This window comes from Streptomyces sp. NPDC050508, assembly GCF_040655155.1.
Lineage (GTDB): Bacteria > Actinomycetota > Actinomycetes > Streptomycetales > Streptomycetaceae > Streptomyces.
This window is the reverse complement of sequence record NZ_JBFAJJ010000004.1, coordinates 579019-602617: the sequence shown is the minus strand read 5'-3', so window position 1 is coordinate 602617 and position 23599 is coordinate 579019. Positions and strand designations below refer to the sequence as shown.

The window sequence follows — 23599 nt, the reverse complement described above, 5'->3', positions numbered from 1 at the left end:
TCCTACCTCACCTCCTGGTCGTCGTCCGGGACCCGTGCGGCCCGTATCGGCTGCCGTTCCGTGCGGCGCAGGCCCGTGCCGTTCTGCCGGGCCGGCCGCTCGCTCCGGCCGCGCAGCGCGGTGTGCAGCCCGTCCCACAGGGTGCCGTCGGTCCGATCCCGCGGATCGGGGTCGATCAGCACCACACCGATCACCGGAATGCGCTGGTCCGCGAGCTGTCGCGCCACCGTGTGCAGCCAGGCGGCGCTGCCGTGCCCGGCACGCACGACGAGCACGGTCTGGGTGCCGAGATACTGCAGGTCGGTCCACGCGGTGCCGGGCGCCACCGAGCCGACACCGATCCGGAAGTCCTGCGGCGACACGGCCGTGACCTGTTCGCCGCCGACCACGGTGGGGTCTCCCGGCTTCGGGCGGTGGCGGGCGAGCTGCGTGCCGGGGAGACCGTCCACGACGACCACCGGCCCGTCCGCCGCCAGTGCCCGGGCGAGGCTCAGGGCGATCACGCTGGTGCTGCGCGCACAGCCCAGTTCCAGCAGCGACAGCGGTTCCGCCGAGCCGCGCGCGGTGCGGGTCAGCGTCGTGGTGAGCCGTTCGCGTGCCACCCGGGTCCGTCGGCGCTGCCACAGCCTGCCCGACCGGCGGGGCAGTTCGGCGATGACCGAGGCACCGAGGTTCCCCGCGATGTCCCGGCGCAGCACGGGCCGGTCCGCCACCACCACCGTGACCGCGGCCAGCGCGAGCCCGAGGAAGAGCCCGAGGATCATTCCGATCGCGGCGTCGGTGACGACGGCCTTGGGCAGGGAGTGCCGCACCGCGCGCGCGGCGTCCACGATCTGGGTGCCGGCGACGAGTTGGGGTGCGCCGACGCGTGCCTCCTCGGCGCGTTGGCCGAAGTCGGAGATCTGTGAGGTGAGTTCGGCCCGCCGGGCGAAGAGCGATTCGAGGTTCGCCGAGTCCTTGGGGTCGGTGTCGGGCGTCCGGCCGGCGATCGTCTTGTTGACGTCGGCGAGCTCCGCCTGCATACGGTCACGCTGGTCGAGCAGGCCCTTGGCGTTGGCGTCGGCGATGGCCTGGATGCGCTTGGCGTGGTCGGCGACGAACGCCTCGGCCAGTGCCTTGGCGCGGGCCACCGCTTCCGCGTCGGTCTTGCCCGTCACATCGATCTGGAGGACGTTGTTGGTCAGTCCGGTGCCCCGGTAGTCCGCCATGAAGTCCGCCGGTTTTTCCGGGGACTTGAGGATCCGCAGAGCCTGGCCGGCGATCCGCGAGGTAGCCAGCAGCTGGGCGTCGGTGCGGATCAGCGTTCCGGTGTCGTTGGGCTGGTCCTCCTGGTGCGCGACCAGCACCTTGGTCACCGCGGCCGGGGCGGGCGGCAGCAGGACCGCCACGACCGCGCCGAGCAGCAGTCCGAACAGCGCCATGGCGCTCCACAGGCGGCGGCGTCTGCGCACCGCGACCACCAGTGCCTGCAGGTCGAGGAGCGGAGTGGTGGCCGACGACTCCGAAGTCGTGCTCGTCATCACGCTGAACCTCCCGTCGCGTGGCCGTGGACGGCGAACGCCAAGGTGGCCTCGTCCGCAGGTCGGCCCGCGGTCCGCGTCGGACGGGTGTGGACCGTGCCGGCGACGACGACGCCGACGAGCTCGTGGCCGCCGTCCGCACACGCCTCGGCTATGTCGGCGAGTTCCTCCGCGGTCCAGCTGCCCGCGCTGAGGACGGCCAGCGCTCCGGACTCCGTGTCGCGGTCGGGCACGATCGGCCGGTCCGCCGACACCTCCACCACCCGCAGCAGCGGATCGTTCTCGACCGCCGCGGCGAGCTGCCCGGCGGCCCGGCGGGCGACCTCGTCGCCTTCCGGTACGACGACCAACAGTCGCCGGGGGGCGGGTAGTTGGTCCCGGAGGCGAGCGCACACGCGCCGGTAGCGGATGCTTCTCTCGGCCTCGTCGCCGGACCTCTGCGGGGCCGGTATGTCCCACCGGACGTCCATGCCGAGAAGCCGGCGGAGCCGGGCCCGTGAGCCATGGCTCTCGGGCCGGTGCCCGCGCGGTTCAGCGGGCACGTCGACGGTGCCGAGGAACGGCGAGCCGAGCGCCGCGGCGATCTCCGCTTCGGTACGCAGCCGGCGGCTCACGCGTGCGGCGGCGAGATGGCCGACGACCGCGAGCAGGAAGAACAGCAGTGCCCCGGCGGCGATGAGCTGTGTCCTGGTCGGTGCTGCCGCGCCGGTCGGCCGGGGTGCCGGCCCCATGACGACCATGCTGGCCTTGGCGGTCGCCGGGTTGGCCTCCTCCAGCTTCTTCATGGCGTCCTGCAGCCCGGTGCGCAGCCCTTCGAGTTCCGTGCGCGCCTGCACACTCTCCACGCTCTGCCCCGGATCGGCCGCGTTGGCCAGGTCGCTGATACGGCGGTTGGTCTCCGCCACCTGCTTGCGCAGCGCCTCTGTCGCCGTGTCCGCCGCGGGGTCGGTGTCGCCGCCCGCGATGCGTACGGCGAAGGTGACGAACTGCTGGGCCAGCTGGTCGGAGAGCCGTTGCGCGCGCTCCGGGGTGTCGGCCGTACCCGAGATCTTGATGATGTTCCCGTCGTCGGCCTTGGCGGTCACCTTGCCCTGCAGGTCGGCGCCGCTGACGCCCTTCCAGGCGAGGGTGGTGGCCACGCGGTCGACCACTGCCGAGCTGGTCGCGATGTCCACCTGGGTCAGCAGTTCGCGCTCTTCCCACTGACCCGGCAGCAGTACCGATGCCTCGGCCGTGTAGCGCGGCGGAAGCAGCAGCACCGAGGTGCCGTAGCCGAAGAGCGCACCCACCAGGGCGACCACGGCGAGCAGCCGCCACCGCCGACGGAGAATCCGTCCGATCGTGACCAGACGGATCGTGTCCTCATTCAATGGTGCGGCCTCTTCCCCGTACGGAGCGGCCCACCCGCCGACACCGGGGCTTGGTCCCGGCAGGCGGCGGCGTAGGCGGCGAGCAGCGACGCTTGCGAGTTGCTCCAGGACAGCGGGCCGCTGATCCGCTCCTGGCCGATGGTGCCCATCCGGGCCCGCTTCTCCGGATCGTCGAGAAGGAGCGCGATGAGCTTGGCGAACTGGGCCTCGTCGTTGGCGGGCGCGTAGACGGCGGCGTCACCGGCGGAGACGCGCGCCTCCCGGAGGTCGAACGAGACGATCGGCCGCCCCATCGCCATGTACTCCAGGACCTTGTTCATGGTCGACACGTCGTTGAGCGGATTGTGCGGGTCGGGAGAGAGACACACGTCGGCGGTGCACAGGTAGCGCACCAGGTCGGCGTCCGGGATGCGTCCGGTGAACTGCACCTGGTCGGAGAGACCGAGTTGCCGGGACAGTTCGACCATCGCGTCGAAGGCGTCGCCGGCGCCGACGAAGACCGCGTGCCAGTCGGTCCGGCCGACCTCGTCGCGCAGTTTCGCGAGGGCCCGCAGGGCGTAGTCGACGCCGTCCTGGGGGCCCATGACGCCGAGGTAGCACAGCAGGTGGGGCTTGCCGCGCTTCAACTCCGGTTCCGGCGGCACCGGTTGGAAGCGGTCGGTCGCGGGCGCGCTGCGCACCACGAAGACGTCCTCGGGCCGTCGGCCGCCGCGGCTCAGCGCGACGTCCTTGTAGCTCTCGTTCGTGGCGAGCACGATGTCCGCGGCCCGGTAGGTGCGTCGTTCCAGCGCGCACACGGCGCGGTAGAGCAGGTCCTCGCCGCGGTCGAACCGGGAGAGGTACAGCTCGGGTACCAGGTCGTGCTGGTCGAAGACGAACCGCGCGCCGCGCCGCTTCATCCACAGGGCCGGCAGGAACAGCAGGTCCGGCGGGTTGCAGGCGTGGACCACGTCGACCGGGCCGACCTTGCGGGCCAGCCGGACCGTGTGCCACAGCGCCGATCCGTACTCCCGCAGGTAGCCGGCCGGTCCTCCGGTGGCCGCGCGCAACGGGTAGCGGTGGATCCGCACCCCGTCGATCACCGCCTCCGGCTCCGTGTCCCGCTTCTCCCCCTGGGGGCAGATGACGTGGACCTCCCAGCCCGCGTCGCGCAGCGTCGTGCACTCCTGCCACACGCGCCGGTCGAACGGCACCGACAGGTTCTCCACCAGAATCAGCGCGCGCCGGCCCAGGCCGTCGCTGCTGCTCGCGTTACCAGGCAAGGCCCATGTACCCCGGTTCGGTCCGGCGCGTCTCGGCGTCGGGAAGGTGGATGAGGTCGACGATCATCGGTCCGTCCGCGTGGGGCAGGGCCGCCAGTACGGCCGGGTCCTTGCTCCCGACCAGGCACACCTCCGCGTGGTCGAGCACCTCGTCGACGGAGTCGGCGAGGAGCTGCGCGAGGTGCGGCAGCCGGCTCTCGATGTACTCGCGGTTCGCGCCGAGCAGCCGGGAGAGGCTCACATTGGCGTCGTAGATCTTGAGGTCGTAGCCCTTGCCGAAGAGCCGCTCCGCGAGTTCGACGAGCGGGCTCTCGCGGAGGTCGTCGGTGCCGGGCTTGAAGGAGAGTCCGAACATTCCCACCTTGCGCTTGCCGGTGCGCTCGACCAGGTCCACCGCGCGCTGGAGATGGTCGGAGTTGGAGGCGAGCACGTGGGACAGGATGGGTACCGAGACGTCGGCCCGCTGTGCCGCGTGGACCAGGCTGCGCAGGTCCTTGGGCAGGCAGGAGCCGCCGAAGGCGAAGCCGGGCCGCAGGTAGGCGGGGCTGATGTTCAGTTTGCGGTCGGCGAGGAACACGTCCATCACCTGGTGCGAGTCCACGCCGAGGGCCTGGCACACGGCGCCCAGCTCGTTCGCGAAGCCGATCTTGAGGCCGTGGAACGCGTTGTCCGCGTACTTGATGGCCTCGGCGGTCGGGATCGGCACCCGGAACACCTCGTTGGGCAGGCCGTCGTAGAGCGCCGCCACCGCGTCGCCGCTCGCCGGGTCGAGTTCGCCGATGACGGTCTTCGGCGGGTCGAAGAAGTCCTTCACGCTGGTGCCCTCGCGCAGGAACTCCGGGTTGACCGCGACCCCGAAGTCCACCCCGGCGGTGCCGCCGACGTGCTTCTCCAGGATCGGCACCAGCAGGTTCAGGCAGGTGCCCGGGAGCATGGTGCTGCGGAACACGACGGTCTGCCGCCCGCCCCGCTCGGCGAGCGCGGCGCCGATCTCCTCGGTGACCCGCTCCAAGTAGGTGGTGCACAGGCTGCCGTTGGGCTCCGACGGGGTGCCCACGCAGATCAGCGACACCTCGCTGCCCTCGATCGCCTCGCGGACGTCGTCGGTGGCGCGCAGCGCTCCGGTCCGCACGACCTCGGCGATGAGTTCGCCGATCCGCTCCTCGACCACCGGGGCCTTGCCGTCGTTGACCAGGTCGGCCTTCACCTGGTTCACGTCCACGCCGATGACCTCGTGGCCCATGCTGGCCAGGCACGCGGCCGATACGCAGCCCACGTATCCGAGCCCGAAAACGCTGACTCTCATGCTCCGTCTCTCCCCCCAGTCAGGCCCTTGTGGCCTGCGGTCCGCGCGCCGGTCGGACGACCCCCGCGCATCAGTAGGCCCCGTGCCCGTGGAGTACGGCACGCAGCGTCTTCCACAAGATCACTGTGTCCAGGGCGAGCGACCAGTCCTCCACGTACCGCAGGTCGAGGCGCACGGCCTCCTCCCACGGCAGGTCGCTGCGTCCGCTGATCTGCCACAGGCCGGTGAGCCCGGGCTTGACGAGCAGCCGTCTTCGGATGTCCGGGTCGTACGCGGCGCACTCCTCCGGCAGCGGAGGCCGGGGGCCGACGAGCGACATGGATCCGGTGAGCACATTGAAGAGCTGCGGGAGCTCGTCGAGCGAGTACCGGCGCAGCACCGCTCCCACCCGGGTCACCCGCGGATCCCGGCGGAGCTTGAACAGCAGACCCGCGCCCTCGTTGCGAGCGGCCAGTGCCGCACGTGCCCCGTGGGCGCCGACGACCATGCTGCGGAACTTGAGCATGGTGAACTCGCGGCCGTCCTTGCCGACCCGGCGCTGGCGGTAGAACACCCCGCCCCGGCTGTCCGTCAGCACGAGCAGCGCGACGAGGAACATCAGCGGCGCGAACACGAGCAGCAGGATCGTTGCGCCCAGTCGGTCCACGACCCCCTTGATCGCCCGCCGGCCTCCGGTGAAGGTCGGCATGCTGACCCGCAGCAGCGGGATCCCGAGCACCGCGTCGACGTGCAGCCGCGGGCCGGCCACCTCCATCAGCACGGGGGCCACGATCATCTCGGCGTCGCTGCCTTCGAGGTTCCAGGCCAGCCGCTGCAGCCGGTGCGGTGACCAGTGCGGGTCGGGTGTGACCGCGACGACGCGGTAGCCGTCGTGGCGGACGTGCTTGGCGACGTCCTCCAGGAGGCCTATGACCGGCACTCCGTCCAACTGGTCGCCGTCGAGCCCGTGTTCGTCGCCGTCGAGCCCGCGGCCGTCCGTCGTGCACACCGCCTCCACCCGCCAGCCGAGGTGCGGGAACTTGCGGGTCCGGCTGATCAGGTCGCGGACGGTTGCCGGGCTCCCGGCAGCGAGCACCGGTCTCAGGCAGCGTCCGTCGTTGCGCTGTTTGTGCAGCCAGAGACGGAGCACATACCGCTCGGTCATGGTGACGATCGCGATCGCGGGGATCGCGACGAAGATCCAGAGCTTGATGTTGCGCGAGGTCAGAGCGATCCCGCCGAGCGCCAGGACGACGGTCGCCGTGAAGAGCGAGCGTCCCAACCGGCGGAATTCCTCGGCGCCTTGACCGAGTACGGCCGGGGACCACGAGCGGCTCACTGCCAGCGCGCCCAGCACCAGCACCTGGGTGCCGAAGGCGAGAATGCCCCACTTCTCATGCCAGTTGGCCGCGTCCCGGGCCCCGAAGAAGTCGCCGATCGCCCCCACCACGAAGGCGGTGGCCACGGTGTCGCTGAAGATCACGGTACGGCGGTACCGCTGCTCCCAATCGGTCGCCGGCTGGCTGATCGCCCCGTCCGCAAGACGCCCGCGCGCCGACGGAAAAGGGCCGACTATTCCCCCCTGCCGCACAGAACCCCCCAAGGTCCCCAGTGATCAGGCGTGTTCGCCTCACACTGTCCCGCCCCCTGCGGAGGGTCCCCGCCCCCCGCACTGTGCCTCCCCTCGGGAGGCCCCACCGCACTGTTCCCCCTCGGAAGACCATCGCCCCCTGCGCATGGCGTCCCGGCTGTTCGGAGCTGTGTGAGCAATCCCCTGGCTACAGCGGACTCGCAGGTCCTGCCGGCTGCCAGGCTCCTGAGGTGCACCGAAATCGGTCGTGACTTCGGATGCTCCCCGTGCCCCAAGCCCCCTAAGGCTCCAAGAATCGATCACCCCCACGTCCGGCACGAGAGACGCGGCTACTGGCCGTCTGCACCGTCGGACCCATAGATCGTTATTTGTCGCCTGGTGTCCCACCTGACGAAGCACGGTCAATCTAGACCATCCGGGCCCTCCTGGAGAGAGGTCTGTGTGGAATTTGTGCTCAAGATTTGAAGCCGGGTCCACAGATCGGCAACGGTCTGCGGGGGCCTCGGCGACGGAAGAAACGTCTTGCGGCCTGTGATTGCGGGAGTTGTCCGAGCCGTTGGCACCACAATCCAAGGTGCCCCGACATCGACCGACGGCAATCGGAAGCTGCGCTTCCCCGCTCCGCACGCCATCGGATGCGACCCGGACTGACGCGAATCATTCCTCCCGAGCCGTCCGAACTCGCCCCGGCAGGCGGGGCATTCGCGTACTGGTGCCGCAAGGGCCGATCGGATCGCCACACGCGAACGCCGTGAAGGATCCGGTTACCGGCCTTCGCCGGCACGGGAGCCGATTCCGGTCACGCGAGGAACTGGCCGAACGGCCCGGCGGCGGACCGGAGACAGCTCGCACGTCACGCTGTTTCAGCCACTCCTACGAAGGCGGGACTTCTGCCGCCCGTGCGGCTGCCGCGTCGAGGTCCAGCCATGCTTCCTCGGTCAGATCGGTGGCGGCCCAACGGGCCGCGGACACGACCTCGTCAGGGGTACGGAAACCCGCCACCACGCAGGCCACGTCGGGGTCACGCAGCGGAAACCGCAGGGCGGCGTGAGGAAGCGCGGTGCCGTGTCGAGCGGAGACCCCGGCAAGAAGCCGAGCACGACGCAGTGCAGATTCCGAGGCGGGGCCGTAGTCGAAGGTGGCATCACTCGCGGGGTAAGGACGGCTGAGCAGACCGGAGTTGAACGGGGCGGCGGCCACCACCGCGACCCCACGGTCGGCGCACGCGTCCAGCAAGGGGCGAGCTGTGCGGTCGAGAAGGGTCCATCGCCCGGCCACCATCACGGCGTCGACCTCAGCTTCCGCGACGATACGCAGCAGCGGGGCGACCGTGTTCGCACCGACGCCGACGGCGCCGATGACGCCTTGGTCGCGCAGAGCGATCAACGCGGGCAGGGCCTGGCCGAGGGCGGCTTCCAGACAGTCGTCAGGATCATGGACGTAGACGATGTCCACATGGTCCAGTCGCAGACGGTTCAGGCTGCCTTCCAGACTTCGCAGTACACCGTCCCGTGAGTAGTCGGGGCGGCGAACCAGCGTGTCGGGTACGGCGAAACCTCCTGCCATGAGGTCGGATCCGGTGGGTGCCGGGTGGGGTTCCAGCAGTCGGCCGACCTTGGTGGAGATGGTGAACTCCGTCCGTGGACGGTGAGCGAGGGCGTCGCCGAGTCTCCGTTCGGAGAGCCCGAGGCCGTAGTGCGGGGCGGTGTCGTAGTAGCGCACCCCCACGTCCCAGGCAGCCTCAAGGGTGGCCTGCGCCTGGCAGTCGTCCATCGGACTGTGGAGATTGCCGATGGGGGCGGCACCGAATCCCAGCGTGCTGACACGGACGCTCGTACGACCGAGTGGGCGGGCCCTCACGAGGCGATTCCGTACCGGCGTGCGGCCGGGGCTCGGCCGGTCCGGAAGACGAGGCCGTCCGGACTCACGACAGGATTGCCGGCGGGATCCAGCACGCACCGGACGTCGGACAACTCGCGCAAGACCCGCACCGTGGAGGGCGATTGGCCGAGGCGGAGGAGAACGTCGCGGCCGGGACCGGCTACCGCGACCGACGTGACGCCTCGGCGGACCTCGGGGCGCGCCGGCCACACCGGGGGCCGCACCACGGTAGCGAAGCACTGTACTTTCATCAGCCCTCTTCCCGAAGCCGAAGCGGCAGCTGCGGCCGCAGCCCGTCCATACCACCGCCCACGGTCAGGGCGGTGCCCGAGACGGATGCAGCGCCGGGCGAAGCCGGACAGGCGGCCCTTGCCGGCCGAGCACAGCGCCCGCGCGACCCGGGTGACACGCACAGGTCCGAGGACGTCGATGTCCAAAACCCGATGCCACTCGTCGTCGGTGTTGTCCTCGATACCGCCCTGCGCACCGGTCCCGGCAATGGCGACGGGCGCTCCCACTTCCACGATGTCTCCTTCGTATGCGTACGGGCAGCGTTCATCGGCCGCCATGTGCAGGAGCCACCCGGCATCGCGTACCGCATGAGGAAGGATCTGCTTCATCTGCCAGGCAGGACCCTAAGGATGGGATCCATTTCGCGCAACACCCTGACACACGTGCGTAGTTCATTCCGTTTTGATGGGTTCTACGCAGGGCCTCTGCCTGACATCTGTCCGACCTCTTCCCAACTCACAACGGCAGTGCCATATTGGCCACCGAAAATGAACCTGATTAATCCGTGGCACAAGAGGGGGTTCGCCTTGACTGAATCGGCAAGCGACTCGACAGGCGGCTCAACACCGGCTCCTGGCAAGGAAGATGACGCAACGTCACATCCCTACCGCCCGGGGTACGAACTGGTCGCGGAACAACTGCTGGAGTACATCGCTCAGCAGAACCTGCGCCCCGGCGACCGCCTCCCCACCGAACAGGGCCTGGCCCAGATCCTGGGAGCGTCCCGCAACGTCACCCGCGAGGCCGTGAAGGTCCTGGCGGCCATCGGCCGGCTCACCGTGCGGCGAGGCGCGGGCATCTTCGTCGCCGCGTCGGTCGGCGGACTGCTGGACGACGAGCTCTCGCACTTCCGGCCGACCAGCATGGAAGACGTCCGGATGCTGCTGGACTACCGCAAGGTGATCGAGTCGGAGACAGCACGCCGTGCCGCCTCCCACGCCACCCCGATCGAGGTCCGGGCCATCCGGGAGAGCGCGGAGAGTTCCCTGACGGCGGCCACGATGAACGACGTGGACACCTTCGCCAAGGCGGACGCGGCCTTCCACGACTCGGTGGGCGCCGCCTCGCACAACGTGTTCCTCAGGGCGAGCGTCGCCGGCGTGCGGCGCCTGGCGTCCCAGTCCGACGTACTGCTCTTCCACGGTGACGTGCCCGGATCGCTGGAGGTCGCCGCACATCAGCATGTGGCCATAGCGGAGGCGGTCGCCGCGGGGGCGGCCGATCTCGCCGAGCGGCTGATGGTGGAACACATCGCCACCACACAGAGCCAGTTCGAGAGGAAGATCCGCGACCGGCTGTTCAGTCCTGGCGCTCCCGCGACCCCCGAGGGACCTCCGGGGCGCTCTGAATGAGTGGCAGCACCGAGGCTCCGCCGCCGTCCGCGGAGGCAGCAGCCCCGTAAACCGGCCGACCCCGCATGTGCCGCGGCACAGCGACCGGGCCGCCCGACGCCCTGAAGTCCCGGTGGACGACCGGGACTTGCAGGACTTGCAGGTATCAACCTCCCTCAGGCGATTGGATACGTGTGTCTCATCCGTCTGCGCGCAGGGGCGCCTTCACGCCGCTGCGAAGAAGTTTCACGGCCGCCGTCTCGGTGGCCGCGGTGGCCGCCCTGCTGAATGCCGTACCGGCCCAGGCGGCTCCCCGGTCGCCGGACCTCGATGTCTACGTCTCCCCGACCGGCCGGGACGTGGGATCGGGAACCGCCGCCCACCCCTTCAAGACCCTCGACCACGCACGGGACTACGTGCGCGACGTCAAGCAGAAGGCCAAGGGCGACATCCACGTCCGGCTCCTGTCCGGCACCTACCAGCTCAGCCGCACCTTCGCCCTGACCGCCCAGGACTCCGGCCGCGACGGACACAGGATCGTCTACGAGGCCGCCCCCGGCGCACACCCGGTGATCAGCGGGGGCAAGCAGGTCACCGGCTGGACCCCGGCCGACTCGGCGGGAAAGGTCTACAAGACCAAGGTGGGCGACATCGACACCCGCCAGCTGTATGTGGACGGCGAGTTGGAGACCCGGGCGCGCAGCGGCAAGAACCCCGCCGGTTTCAGCCAGACGTCCACGGGCTACGCCTTCACCGACTCCGCGCTCAACGCCTACAAGCGTCCCTCGGACCTGGAGGTCGTCAACTCCTGGGGCTGGAAGCTGATGCGCTGCCCCGTGCAGTCGATCGCCGACTACAAGATGACGATGCAGCAGCCCTGTTGGCACAACGCGCATCTCCAGCAGGGCCAGGAGATCCAGAACCCGACCTGGCTGGAGAACGCCCGCGAACTGCTGGACACCCCCGGTGAGTGGTACCTGGACAAGGGCGAGGGCGAGATCTACTACATGCCCAAGGCCGGCCAGGACCTGTCCACCGCGACCGTCACCGTGCCGCTCGTACAGGACCTGGTGGACCTCAACGGCACCAGGACGGACCCCGTCAGCAACGTGTCCTTCCAGGGCATCACCTTCTCCTACTCCACCTGGCTCGCGCCCAGTTCCTCCGAGGGACTCATCGAGGGCCAGGCCGGTTTCCGGATGGTCGGCAACGACCCCGACTTCGACGCGACCCGCCTGAAGTGGCAGAAGACGCCCGGCGCCGTCAACGTCGACTACGGCCACGGCATCGCCTTCGAGGGCAACACCTTCACCCATCTCGGCGCGGTCGGGCTGAACTTGAACACCGGCACCCAGGGCACCGACATCACGGGCAACGTCTTCCGCGAGATCGCCGCCACCGGCATCCAGATAGGCGGGGTCGCGGTGATCGATGCCCACCCCGACGACTCCCGGGACATCACCAAGGACACCAGGGTCGACAACAACGTGGTCACCAAGGTCGCCGACCAGTACAACGGCTCCATCGGCATCCTGGCCGGCTACACCGACCACACCACGATCACCCACAACAAGGTCTACGACCTGCCCTACACCGGTATCTCCGTCGGCTGGGGCTGGGGCCTCACCGACCAGGGCGGCGACACCAACTACCCCGGGAATCTGGGCGTTCCGATCTGGGACACCCCCACGACCAGCCGCGACACCCAGGTCACGGACAACGAGATCTACGACATCATGAAGTCGCAAGCCGACGGCGGCGCCATCTACACCCTCAGCACCAACCCCGGCGGCCTGGTGTCCGGCAACTACATCCACGGCACACCACCGCCCGCCTACGGCGCGATCTACCACGACGAAGGCAGCCGGTACTGGACGAACACCGGCAACGCCCTGTGTGACGTGGCCTACCAGTGGCTGTTCCTCAATCACGGCATGGACATCAACGCCACCGGCAACTACACCACCCAGCCCGCCTACTCCGCCCAGGCCAACAGCACGGGCAGCACCATCAGCGGCAACACCACCGTGGACTCCTGCGCCCAACTGCCCGCTTCCATCGTCAACAACGCGGGCCTGCAACCGAGTTACCGCCACCTCGACCCGGGCCCCGACGCCACGGACCACCAGGCGCCCAGCAGCCCCGGCACCCCGAGCGCGGTCACCGACTTCCCGACGATCGCAGACCTCACCTGGGCGGCATCCACCGACGACACCGCCGTAACCGGCTACTCCGTCTACCGCGACGGCAAGCTCATCAGCGCCACCGGCAAGACCTCGGTACGCCTCCCGGGCCTGACCGCCGGGCAGACGTACGCCTTCCGGATCACCGCCCGCGACGCCGCCGGCAACGAGTCCGCTCCCAGCCCGACCCTGCACGTCACCATGCCCTCGGGCACGGACCTCGCCTTCAAGAAGCCGATCACCGCCTCGTCGTACTCGGAGGCCAACACCCCGGAAAAGGCGGTGGACGGAGACCTGTCCACCCGCTGGGCCCAGGGCCTGGGCCTGCCCGACCCGTCCTGGATCCAGGTCGACCTCGGCGCGTCGTACGACGTGAACGGCGCGATCACGACCTTCGAGAAGGCCAGCGGCTACAAGTACCGCATCGAGGTCTCCCCCGACGAGGTCCACTGGAAGACACTCGCGGACCGCACCACCGCGAACACCACGGCGGCCACCGACTACGCCCACACGGACGCCCCGATCGCGGGCCGCTTCGTACGGCTGACCGTCACCGGCTCCAACTGGAACGGCGGCAGCATCTACGACTTCCAGGTCTACGGCACCCCGAGGACCGTCACGGACCACACGGCCCCAACTGCCCCCGGACAGCCCACTGTCAAGCCGCTGCTGCCCAGCCTGGTGGACGTCAGCTGGCCCGCGGCCACCGACGACACCGGCGTCACCAGCTACGTCGTCTACCAGGACGGCAAGCGGATCGGTGTCACCGACGCCACGACGCTGCGGGTCTCCGGTCTGACAGCCGACACGCAGTACTCCTTCACCGTCGTAGCGCGCGACGAGGCGCTGAACACTTCCGACCCGAGCAAGGCGGCCGTCGTCACCACACCGGCCGACAACGACCTGGCCCTGAACAAGCCGGTCATCGCCTCGTCGGCGTACGACGCGGACCACGCGCCCGAGAAGGCGGTCGACGGGAATCCCTCCACCCGCTGGGCGCAGGGCGCGGGCCTGCCCGATCCGTCCTGGATCCGGGTCGACCTGGGCAAGGACACCGCAGTCTCCAGCGTGGTGACCACCTTCGAGTTGTCCGGCGGCTACAAGTACCGCCTGGAGTACTCCACCGACGGCACGACCTGGTCCCTGTTCGAGGACCACACCTCTGCCGCCACCTCGTCGTCGACCGTCTACTCCTTCGCCGACACACCCGTCACCGCGCGCTATCTGCGGCTGACCGTCACCGGTTCCAGCGGCAACGGCGGCAGCGTCTACGCGCTCCAGGCGTACGGCGGCTTCTGAGCACGCAGCTCTCCAGCCAAAACGTTTCCCTACAGAAGACGAAAGCCAGGATGAAGATCACCCATGTCGAAGTGCACCGGATCGATGTTCCGGCAGCCAGTCCGCCCTTCCGCTGGCGCGACGGGCTGAGCGGCAGCGCTCCGGTGGGCGACGGCGCGGTCCTGCACATCGGGACGGACGAGGGAGCCGAGGGCGTGGCGGCGTTCGCCCGGCCGGGCGCCTACTCCACCCTGCGGGACCTGGTGGACCGGGTCTTCCGTGCGGAACTGGTCGGGGCCGACCCGATCCAGCGGGAGTGGCTGTGGCACCGGGTGTGGGAGCTGGACCGTATCCACGAACTCCCGCTCCCTACCCTGGGGTTGATCGACATCGCCCTGTGGGACCTGGCCGGCCGCTACCACGGCGAGCCGGTCTGGCGCCTGCTCGGCGGCTTCCGGGATGCCATCCCCGCCTACGCCTCCACCTCGACGTTCGCCGGCATCGCGGAGTTCCTCGACGTGGCGGACCAGTGCCTGGAGCTCGGCTACCGAGGCATCAAGCTGCACGCCTGGGGTGACGCCCGCCGTGACGCGGAACTGTGCCTGGCCCTGCGCGAGCACGTCGGTCCCGACGTCCCTCTGATGTACGACGGTTCAGCGGGCTTCGACCTGCCCGACGCGATCCGGCTGGGGCGGGCGCTCTCCGAGGCCGACTACCTCTGGTACGAGGAGCCGATCCGCGAGTTCAGCATCTCGGCCTATCAGCGGCTCGCCGAGACCGTCGACGTACCGCTCCTGGTGGCCGAGACCTCCGACGGAGCGCACATGAACGCGGCGGACTTCATCCGATCCGGTGCCGCCACGTTCGGTGTACGGACGGGCACCACCCTCCGGGGCGGTGTCACCGGCGCCATGCGCACCGCGCATCTCGCCGACGCCTACCGGCTGCGGGCCGAGGTGCACGGTTCGGACATTCCCAACCACCACCTGTGCATGGCCATCTCCAACACCACCTACTACGAGTCCCTGGTGACCTCGGTGAACGTCGTCCGTGAGCGCCACGTGGACGACCAGGGCCTGGTGCACGCCCCCACGGGGCCCGGCATAGCCCTCCCCCTCGATTTCGGCTACGGCAGCCAACTCCTGCCGTTCGTCGAGCAACCGCGCTGAGCGGCGCAAGAACAGAAAGGCAAGGCAAGACGATGGAGTCTTCCCGATCCCCGAGAACCAGCCGACGTCACTCGCTGCTCCGCACGGCGGCCGTCACGCTGTCCCTGGCCACCGCGGCCGCCCTGGCCGGCTGCGCCAGCGCCGACACCACCACCCAGTCCTCCTCTGCTCAACCGACGTTCAAGTCGGCCACGCAGAAGGCCGGTTCGCAGATCACGGTGTGGGCCGACTCGACCCGGCTGCCGTCGGTGCAGGCGTACCAGAAGGCGCACCCGGACGTGAAGATGAAGATCGTCACGTACGACGGCGGGGCCGACGGATCGACGTACCTCCAGTCGAAGGTGCAGTTGTTCGACCGGACCGGCAGCGGCTGGCCGGACGTGGTGTTCGGCTCGCCCACCGACGTGACCTGGGCATCGGAGGCCACCAAGCCGGGCGCGCAGCCGTTCGCCGCGCCCCTGGACGACAAGCTCGTCCCGCAGAGCACGCTCGACGGCTTCGCCAAGGGTTCCCTGACGCCCTGTCAGTTCAATGGCCACACCTACTGCATGCGCAACGACATCGCGCAGGTCGTCCTCTGGTACAACAAGTCCCTTATGGACAAGTGGGGTTACCAGGTCCCCACTACTTGGGAGGACTACGAGGCCCTCGGCACGAAGGTCGCCAAGGAGCACCCCGGCTATCTGGTCGGCTCGGTCGGCGACACCAACTCCCATGAGTCGTACTTCTGGTCGGGCCAGTGCCCGGCGTTCAACCTCACCAAGCCGGACACCCTGCGCACCGACCTCCAGGACCCGAAGTGCACCCGGATGGCGACACTGCTGGACAACCTGATCAGCGCCAAGGCCGTCGCCACGCAGGGCTTCTTCAGTCAGGGCTTCGCCAAGAACAGCGGTAGCAAGGTCCTGATGGCGTACGGCCCTTCCTGGTACGGCCAGTACCTCTTCAAGGCCGGCTTCAAGACCCCGGCCAAGCAGATGGCCGCGGCGCCCCCGCTGACCTGGAAGGGAGAGAGTACGGCTGCCACGGGCAACGTCGGCGGCGGTGTGTGGATGGTGTCCTCGCACAGCGCCAACCTCAAGGCGTCCACGGACCTGGTCACCTGGCTGACCACCTCCGACGCGAACCAGGCCGCCGCGCCCACTTACCCGGCCTACTCCCAGGCCGCGAAGGCATGGCTGGCCAACCCGGCCAACAAGGACTACTTCGCCAATGGCGTGAGCGGGCCGTTCGAGCAGGCCGCGAACGAGGTGTGGACCGGCTGGTCGAACACCAGGTTCTCGGACTCCACCGCCTGGTCCAGCGTCGTCCTCCCCGCGCTGACCTCCGGGAAGACCCTGACCGAGACGCTGCCGGCCTGGCAGCGGGAGATCGCCAACGAGGCCAGGACCCAGGGCTACAAGGTGGTCGATCAGTGACCTTGCTGGAGACCGAGCGCGTCACCGTCTCCCCCTTGCGCCGCCGCACCACCCCGCGGCGCAAGGGCGGCGGTCGCGCGGGCTACTTCTTCGTCGCGGGCTACGCGGTGCTGCTGCTCGCGTTCGGCGTCTTCCCCACCGGGTACGCGTTCTACCTGTCTCTCACCAACGACCGGGGCCAGTTCACCGGGCTCAACCAGTTCACGAAGGTCATCCAGGACTACCGCTTCGCCCCTGCCTTCACCCACATGCTGGTCTATCTGGTCATGTGGCTGGTGACCCTCGTCGTGCTGGTCGTGCTGACCGCCGTGATCCTGCGCAGCCGCGTGCGTCCGGGCACCTCGGCGCTCTTCCGCTTCCTCTACTACATCCCCGGCGCCCTCGCCGGAGTGGCGAGCGTGCTGGTCTGGCTGTTCATGCTGGACCCCGACGTCAGCCCGGTGTCACGGCTGCTCACCGCCCTGGGGTTCAAGACGTTCGCCGCCGTCCTGGCGCCCGGCAACCTGCCGTTGGTCCTGATGCTGATCGCCTTTTGGACCGGTGCAGGAGGCTGGATGGTCGTGATGTACGGGGCGTTGAACAACATCCCCGACGAGGTGCTGGAAGCGGCCCGCATGGACGGTGCGGGCCCGTGGCGCACCGCGTGGCACATCCAGATCCCGATGATCCGGCAGTGGATCGTCTACATGACGATCATGGCCTTCGCGACGGGCACCCAGCTGTTCGTAGAACCCCAACTGCTCCAGACCGCAAGCCTCGGCAGGGTGAGCCCCACCTGGTCGCCCAACCAACTGGCCTACGTCTACGCCTTCCAGCAGGGCGACTTCAACGGCGCCGCCGCCATCTCCGTCGTCCTCCTCGCCGTAGGCCTTCTCGCCGCCGGGCTGCTGGTCGCTCGCTCGAACCTGTTCAAGTTGGACGAGAAATGACACAGACCGCTCTCTCCCCGACGGCCGTGAAGCGGCGTGTCCGCCTTTCCAGGACCCTGCCCTTCCTGGTCGTAGGACTCCTCCTCGCCCTGCTCCTGTTGTTCTTCGTACTGCCGGTGATCTGGCTGCTGTTGGCGCCTTCGAAGACCGCCGGCGAAGTGGTGCGGGACAACCCGCTCTCGTTCGGTTCGTTCCACCAAATAGGCACGGCCTGGCGGCACTTGTTCGCCTTCCAGGACGGCGCCATGACGAGGTGGCTGCTCAACTCGGCCGTCTACTCGGGCGGTTCACTCGTCCTGACGCTGGCCGTCAGCGTTCCGGCCGGCTACGCGCTGGCGCTGACGAAGTTCCGGGGCCGCAAGACGCTCCTCGTGATCACCCTGGTCACCATGATCATGCCGCAGGCCACCCTGGTGCTGCCGATCTTCCTGGAACTCAACCGCTTCCACCTCATCGGCACGATCTGGTCGGTGATACTCCCCTTCTCCTTCTATCCGTTCGGCGTGTACCTGGTCTACATCTACTTCGGGAGCAGCCTCCCCAGGGACCTGCTGTCCGCCGCGCGCATCGACGGCTGCACCGAGTGGCAGCTCTTCGCACGCATCGCACTCCCGCTCGCCAAACCGGTGGTCGGACTGGTCGCGTTCTTCAGCTTCGTCGGCAACTGGAACAACTTCTTCCTGCCCTACCTCGTCCTGCCGAACAGCGAGCAGTTCCCCGTCCAGGTGGGCCTGAACCAACTCCTCACCTCGACACCGTCGTTCAACCCCGTCGCGGGCGCCGGCCTGAACGTCACCATCCCCGAACTCGCCCTGGCCATCATCGTCGCCATCCTTCCCGTGCTGGTGCTCTTCGTCTTCTCGCAGCGCACGCTGGTGTCCGGGATGCTCGCCGGATCGAGCAAGGAATGAGCGGCGCCCTGTCCGCGAAAGGAAACCCCGTGTACCGGCTCGATCCGCGCTACGCCCCCGCCCCACAGGCCGTCCTCCGCAGCGGATGGCAGGCGGTGGCCGCCCAACTCCCCACCGGCCCCGCGGTGTTGGCGATCGACGGCCCCCCGTCCGTCGACTGGTCCCTCCTCGCCGATCGCCTGGAACACGAGCTGACCGGCCGCGGCATCGCCCCCGTCACCCTGCTCGACATACGGACCCACTACGCACCGCCGGCACACGTCAGAAGCCGTACCGAACACCCGGCAGACGCCACCGACCCCTACTTCCGCAGGCTCGCCGACAACCCCCTCGACGACCTCTTCGAGACCCTCCCGGTACCCGCACCACCACAGGCAGGACTGCGCCTCGTCTACGGCCCCGGCGCCGCCCTCGTCGAGCACGACCTGCTCTGGTACGCCGATGTGCCCAAGCGCTACGCGGAGGCCGCCGTCGGCGCGGACGAGCTGGGCGCCAACCTCGGCCTGCCGGGCGAGATGCCCGACTTCAGGCGGCTGTTCTACATCGACTGGCCGATGCTCGACCGGCACCGCGACGCACTCGCACCCCACCTGGACGCCTGGCTCGACATGCAGCGCCCCGACCACCCGGCGTGGATCGACGGAGCGGGCCTGCGCGCCACGTACACCGCCCTGGCCCGCAAGCCCGTCCGCACCCGCCCGTACTTCAACTCCACGCCCTGGGGCGGCCATTGGGCCCAGCGCGAACTCGGCTTCAACCCCGACTCCCCCAACACCGCGCTCGGTTACGAACTGATCGCACCCGAGGCCGGCATCCTCATCGGCACCGGACCGCCGGCGCAGGCCGAGGTGCCGTTCCAACTCCTGTGTGTGCTGGAACCGTTGAGCGTGCTGGGGGCAGAGGTGCACGCCCGCTTCGGCACGTCCTTCCCGATCCGCTTCGACTACCTGGACACCGTCGGCGGCGGCAGCCTCTCCGTGCACTGCCACCCGAAGGAGTCGTACATGCGTGAGCGTTTCGGCTGGGCGTACACCCAGCACGAGACGTACTACCTGACCCTCGGCAGCAGCGACACCAAGGTGCTCCTCGGCCTGCGCGAGGACGCCGACGTCGGCGTCTTCCGCAAGGAAGTGGAACGGTCCATCACCGACGGAGTACCCATGGACCCCGAGGACCACGTCCTCGCCTTCCCCGCCGAACAGGGCCAGTTGTTCATGATCCCGGCGGGCACCCCGCACGCCAGCGGCGCGGGCAACCTCGTACTGGAGATCAGCGCCACCCCCTACCTGTACAGCCTGAGGTTCTACGACTGGCTGCGCCCCGGAGCCGACGGCAACCCGCGCCCTCTCCCCTACGAGCACGGGTTCGCCAATCTGGAGACCGGACGACGCGGCGACTCCGTCGCCCGTGACCTGGTCCAAAGGCCGCGCACCCTGCGCGAGGGCACCGGTTGGCGGGAGGAGGTCATCGGCGGCCTGGCCGAGATGTTCTACGAGGTGAGGAGGTTCGTGCTCGACGCCGAGGCCGAGGCTGACGACGACACTCATGGACGGTTCCACATCCTGAACGTGGTGGAAGGGGAAGGCGTCACAGTGCACACGGCGGCCGGAGACAGCCACGAACTGGCCTACGCGGAGACACTGACCGTGCCGGCCGCGGTAGGCCGCTACACCCTGCGAGCAGCAGCCGGCGGCCCGGTGCGTGTCGTGAAGGCGTTGGTCCGTTGATCCCTGTCCTGGAGATCGGCGGCACCCATGTCACCGCGGCGCTCGTCGACCTGCGCGACGGCAGCGTCACCAGTCGTACGCGCGAGCCGCTCGACGCGGACGGCGATGCCGAGGACATCCTGGGCACCGTACGGCACTGCGCCGATGGGCTGTCGGTGCCTCCTGGTGCGCGGTGGGGAGTGGCGGTGCCCGGTCCGTTCGACTACGCGCGGGGGGTCGCCCTCTTCAGGGGCGTGGGCAAGTTCGAGGCCCTGTACGGAATGGACGTGCGGCGAGCACTCCTCCGCGGACTGCGGCAGCGTCCCGGCGACGTCGTGTTCCTCAACGACGCCCACGCCTTCCTGACCGGCGAGTGGTCCGCGGGTACCGTCCGCGGGCATCACCGCGTCGTGGGCATCACGCTCGGCACCGGTGTCGGTTCCGCGTTCCTCGCCGACGGCCGCATCTGTGGGAACGTTCCAGGCATACCGCCCGAGGGCCGGATGGACCTCACCGAGATCGACGGCCACCCACTGGAGGACACCGTCTCCCGCCGGGCCATCCTCGCCCGCTACGGCGACCCCGCCGCCGATGTACACGACATCGCCGAACGAGCGAGAGCTGGAGAGGAGCGGGCCCGGCAAGCACTGGACGGCGCCTTCACCGCACTGGGCGCCGTGCTGGGCCCGCGCCTGCTGACCTTCGGCGCGACCGCCCTGGTCGTCGGAGGCTCCATGGCCCGCTCCTGGGACCTTGTCGCCCCCGCCCTGTCCACCGGTCTCGCGGCCGGTGGCTGGACGCCGGACGACCCACGTGCCGACGCGAATCCGCTGCCTCCCGGAGCCCCGGAGTGCCCCGCAGGAGACACGCGTCCTGGTCCCGGTCACGCTTCGTCGGCCGCCGCACGGCGTGTTCGCGCGATGAAACCTGCTTGCCCCGAGGGAGACGCCGCGCTGGTGGGCGCGGCCCGAGCGGCGGCGACGAGGTCCCAGGAGCAGGCCAGGGTGTGTATGGGCAGGGCTGGATGCAAGTGATTCGTCCTGAGTGCACGTCAGCCGACGAACCTCGACACCACCGTCAGTGGTCGGTCCGGCACGAAGGCCGGCAGCGAAAGTACCGCCGGTTGCCTGGCGTACGGCGACTCGCGCACCCGGCGCGGACGTTCCCGCTCGCTCAACAGCCGTCGCTTCCAGCCACGCCCGGCATCGGTGTCAAGCACGGGCACCTCCGGGGGTTTCGGCTACGCGGCTGAGCGGGGCGGCGACCTCTTCGGGGGGCTGGTCGTCGATGAGGGCGGCGAAGACGGTGGGTTCGCCATCGCCGCCACAAGGACGGCACTCGCCCAGGAATCCGGGCAGCATGCCCGGAACCTGCGCGACGGACGGCCGGTGCCGGGTGCCCAGTACGCTCCCGCCCGCCCCGCGTCACCCCAACGGCGGGCGGGGTGTGACCTGCGTGATCCGTCGATCCCCGGCACGGGCAATGGATGGCCCGCCGGGGTCGTCGGGTCAGCCGGTGACTGGTTGGACGTAGGCGTCGTCCGCGTAGTAGGTGCCGGATGTGGGTGTGCGCAGGCGGAGTTGGGTCGCGGTGGTCGGGGCGGTGAAGGTGACGAGGTGCCAGGTGTCGGCGGTGGTCTCGTCGGGGGTGCCGGTGGCGACCACCGTGCCGGAGGAGTTCAGGGCTTCGACGGTGAGTGGAGTGGTGGAGGCGGAGCGGACTCGTACGGAGACGCGGCGGGGGGTGGTGCCGTCGATCGGCCGGGTGAGGGCTGAAGTGCCGGTCAGAATGGCCGAGTTGCCCAGGTCGCCGGACGGGTCGGTCGTCACGGACGCGGTGCCGGTCACCGTCCACGACGAGGAGAGGGTGTCGAAGAGGTCGGTGAGGACGGGGGTGGTGACGCCGGTGCCGTTGTAGGCGCCGATGTTGGGGGCGGTGGCGGCGGAGACGGGGTTGCCGAAGTAGTCGAGGCCGCCGTTGTCGGTGATCGGGGTGCCGCCGGCGATGGTGGGGTAGCCGGTGATCAGCCGGTAGCCGGCGGGGTCGCGGATGCCGGGGGCGGCGAGGCCGGGAGCGGTGGTGAGGGAGTTGGTGGCGGTGGAGGGGGCGGTGACGTTGTAGAAGGCGTTGTGGTCGATGACGAAAGCGGAGTCGCTGAGCTTCCAACTGACCGTTCCGGAACCGGTCTTGCGGATCAGGTTGTTGGTGAACCGCACGTCGAGTGCGGCGGACGTCGACTCGGTGACCAGGGCGGGGCTGAGGCCGCTGCCGATCACGATGGTGTTGTTGTAGATCCGGCCGTCGCTGAGTTCGCCGTCGCAGATCTGAAAGCCGCGGGTGCGGTCGTTGACGGAGATGTTGTCGCGGATGGTGAAGTCGGCGGTCGGGGTGTCGTAGGGGCAGAGCAGGAAGAATCCGCCCGCGTTGTCGTGGGAGAGGTTGTACTGGAAGACGGTGCCTGAGGTGGAGTGGTCCACGTCGTAGGCCATGCCGTCGGAGGTGGTGTTGCCGCCGGAGGTCTCGTTGTACTGGAAGACGGAGCCGATGCTGTTGGCCGTCCACATCCCGGCGTTGGGGCTGCCGGAGCGTTCGTTGAAGCCGGTCAGCCGGTTGTGCTGGACGAGCGCGCCGTCGTTGCCCTTGACGACGATGCCGTCGCCGCCGATGTCGGTGAGGGTGTTGCCCTGGACGAGCAGCCCGGTGGAGGCGTCCCAGGCGGCGCTGCACAACGTGTTCCAGAACGCGGCGAGTTGGGGGCGCCGGCACCAGTTGGACCAGGTGTAGATGCCCTGCCGGTCCACGGAGTGGATGGTGTTGTCGAGGATGTGGGTGTCGGCGAACGCGGTGGGTGTGGTGGCGCCCTGGGCCTCGATGACGATGCCGCCGGTGGCGTTCGCGTACTTGCCGGTGCCGCTGTCGCCGGTGGTGGCGGTGGCCGAGGGCATGATGCCGCGTACGTCGTGGATGTTCAGGCGCTGGAGGGTGATGCCGCTGACCGTGCCCGCGTCGGCGGCGTAGACGTAGACCCCGCGCCGATAGGCGGTGTTGTCGCCGTCGGCGGTCAACTCCAGGTCCTGGACGGTGGTGTAGGGCGTGTTGTCGAGGAGTACGGCGTTCACCGCGCCGTCCGCGTTGATCGCGGGCAGGTCGCCCGTGCCGTACGCGCCGATGACGACCGGGGTGGTCGCGGTGCCGGTGGCATCAGGGGCGAGTTGGCCGGAGCAGGACGTGCCGCGTCTGAAGAGGACCTGGTCACCGGCCGTCAGGGTCAGTGCGTTGACCGAGGCCAGCGTGTTGAGGGGCGAGGTTGAGCTGCCGCTGCCCGCTGTGGTGGCGGAGCAGTCTACGTAGTAGGTCGTGGCGGCGGCCTGGGCGGGTGGGGCCGCGGTGAGGGCGGTGCCGAGAGCTGTCAGGCAGGCGAGGAGTGCGGTGCGGGCGCGCAGGCGCATGGTGGGACTCCATGGAGGACGAGGA

At 69.3% G+C, this 23599-nt stretch carries 17 protein-coding genes; 8 read left to right on the top strand and 9 right to left on the bottom strand.

Going from position 1 to position 23599, the window contains the following annotated elements; all coding sequences use genetic code 11:
- Window positions 1-2 precede the first annotated feature (2 nt).
- From AB0I69_RS15060 to AB0I69_RS15030, 7 genes are all read right to left on the bottom strand, one after another.
- Window positions 3-1523: a Wzz/FepE/Etk N-terminal domain-containing protein gene (locus tag AB0I69_RS15060; protein WP_363096043.1), complete on the bottom strand. Its 1521-nt coding sequence runs from the start codon at window positions 1521-1523 to the stop codon at window positions 3-5.
- Window positions 1520-2890: a Wzz/FepE/Etk N-terminal domain-containing protein gene (locus AB0I69_RS15055; RefSeq protein WP_363096042.1), complete on the bottom strand. Its 1371-nt coding sequence runs from the start codon at window positions 2888-2890 to the stop codon at window positions 1520-1522. The genes AB0I69_RS15060 and AB0I69_RS15055 overlap by 4 nt, the downstream gene beginning before the upstream one ends.
- A complete protein-coding gene (locus AB0I69_RS15050) occupies window positions 2887-4152 on the bottom strand; it encodes a glycosyltransferase family 4 protein (RefSeq protein WP_363096041.1) in 1266 nt (421 codons plus the stop codon). The genes AB0I69_RS15055 and AB0I69_RS15050 overlap by 4 nt, the downstream gene beginning before the upstream one ends.
- A complete protein-coding gene (locus AB0I69_RS15045) occupies window positions 4142-5458 on the bottom strand; it encodes a nucleotide sugar dehydrogenase (RefSeq protein ID WP_363096040.1) in 1317 nt (438 codons plus the stop codon). Before AB0I69_RS15045 ends, AB0I69_RS15050 begins: the two co-directional genes overlap by 11 nt.
- A gap of 70 nt (window positions 5459-5528) precedes the next feature.
- Window positions 5529-7028, bottom strand: a complete 1500-nt coding sequence (locus AB0I69_RS15040; protein WP_363096039.1) for a sugar transferase — start codon at window positions 7026-7028, stop codon at window positions 5529-5531.
- Between the two features lie 873 nt (window positions 7029-7901).
- Window positions 7902-8888 carry an aldo/keto reductase gene (locus tag AB0I69_RS15035; RefSeq protein ID WP_363096038.1) on the bottom strand — a complete coding sequence of 329 codons (987 nt, stop codon included), beginning with the start codon at window positions 8886-8888 and terminating at the stop codon, window positions 7902-7904.
- On the bottom strand, window positions 8885-9529 hold the full coding sequence (locus AB0I69_RS15030) for a hypothetical protein (protein WP_363096037.1): 645 nt from the start codon (window positions 9527-9529) through the stop codon (window positions 8885-8887). Before AB0I69_RS15030 ends, AB0I69_RS15035 begins: the two co-directional genes overlap by 4 nt.
- Window positions 9530-9823: 294 nt before the next feature.
- Here AB0I69_RS15030 and AB0I69_RS15025 point away from each other — a divergent pair, with 294 nt between their 5' ends.
- From AB0I69_RS15025 to AB0I69_RS14990, 8 genes are all read left to right on the top strand, one after another.
- Window positions 9824-10552, top strand: a complete 729-nt coding sequence (locus AB0I69_RS15025; protein WP_363096155.1) for an FCD domain-containing protein — start codon at window positions 9824-9826, stop codon at window positions 10550-10552.
- Window positions 10553-10617: 65 nt separating this feature from the next.
- The gene (locus tag AB0I69_RS15020; RefSeq protein ID WP_363096036.1) at window positions 10618-14013 is read left to right on the top strand and encodes a discoidin domain-containing protein; all 3396 of its coding nucleotides are present in this window, start codon (window positions 10618-10620) and stop codon (window positions 14011-14013) included.
- 50 nt (window positions 14014-14063) lie between these two features.
- Complete coding sequence (locus AB0I69_RS15015; protein ID WP_363096035.1) at window positions 14064-15161, top strand: enolase C-terminal domain-like protein; 1098 nt, start codon at window positions 14064-14066, stop codon at window positions 15159-15161.
- A 32-nt stretch (window positions 15162-15193) separates the two neighbouring features.
- Complete coding sequence (locus AB0I69_RS15010; protein WP_363096034.1) at window positions 15194-16579, top strand: extracellular solute-binding protein; 1386 nt, start codon at window positions 15194-15196, stop codon at window positions 16577-16579.
- Entirely contained in the window at window positions 16576-17508 is a 933-nt protein-coding gene (locus AB0I69_RS15005) for a sugar ABC transporter permease (protein WP_363096033.1), read from the top strand. The genes AB0I69_RS15010 and AB0I69_RS15005 overlap by 4 nt, the downstream gene beginning before the upstream one ends.
- The gene (locus AB0I69_RS15000; RefSeq protein ID WP_363096032.1) at window positions 17505-18419 is read left to right on the top strand and encodes a carbohydrate ABC transporter permease; all 915 of its coding nucleotides are present in this window, start codon (window positions 17505-17507) and stop codon (window positions 18417-18419) included. Before AB0I69_RS15005 ends, AB0I69_RS15000 begins: the two co-directional genes overlap by 4 nt.
- A 29-nt stretch (window positions 18420-18448) precedes the next feature.
- Window positions 18449-20146, top strand: coding sequence for a class I mannose-6-phosphate isomerase (locus AB0I69_RS14995; protein WP_363096031.1), 1698 nt, complete (start codon window positions 18449-18451; stop codon window positions 20144-20146).
- On the top strand, window positions 20143-21159 hold the full coding sequence (locus AB0I69_RS14990; RefSeq protein ID WP_363096030.1) for an ROK family protein: 1017 nt from the start codon (window positions 20143-20145) through the stop codon (window positions 21157-21159). The genes AB0I69_RS14995 and AB0I69_RS14990 overlap by 4 nt, the downstream gene beginning before the upstream one ends.
- 17 nt (window positions 21160-21176) lie before the next feature.
- Here the strand turns inward: AB0I69_RS14990 and AB0I69_RS14985 are convergent, their stop codons facing one another.
- Window positions 21177-21344: a hypothetical protein gene (locus AB0I69_RS14985; RefSeq protein ID WP_363096029.1), complete on the bottom strand. Its 168-nt coding sequence runs from the start codon at window positions 21342-21344 to the stop codon at window positions 21177-21179.
- Window positions 21345-21633: 289 nt separating this feature from the next.
- Window positions 21634-23574 carry a right-handed parallel beta-helix repeat-containing protein gene (locus AB0I69_RS14980; RefSeq protein WP_363096028.1) on the bottom strand — a complete coding sequence of 647 codons (1941 nt, stop codon included), beginning with the start codon at window positions 23572-23574 and terminating at the stop codon, window positions 21634-21636.
- Window positions 23575-23599: the final 25 nt, after the last annotated feature.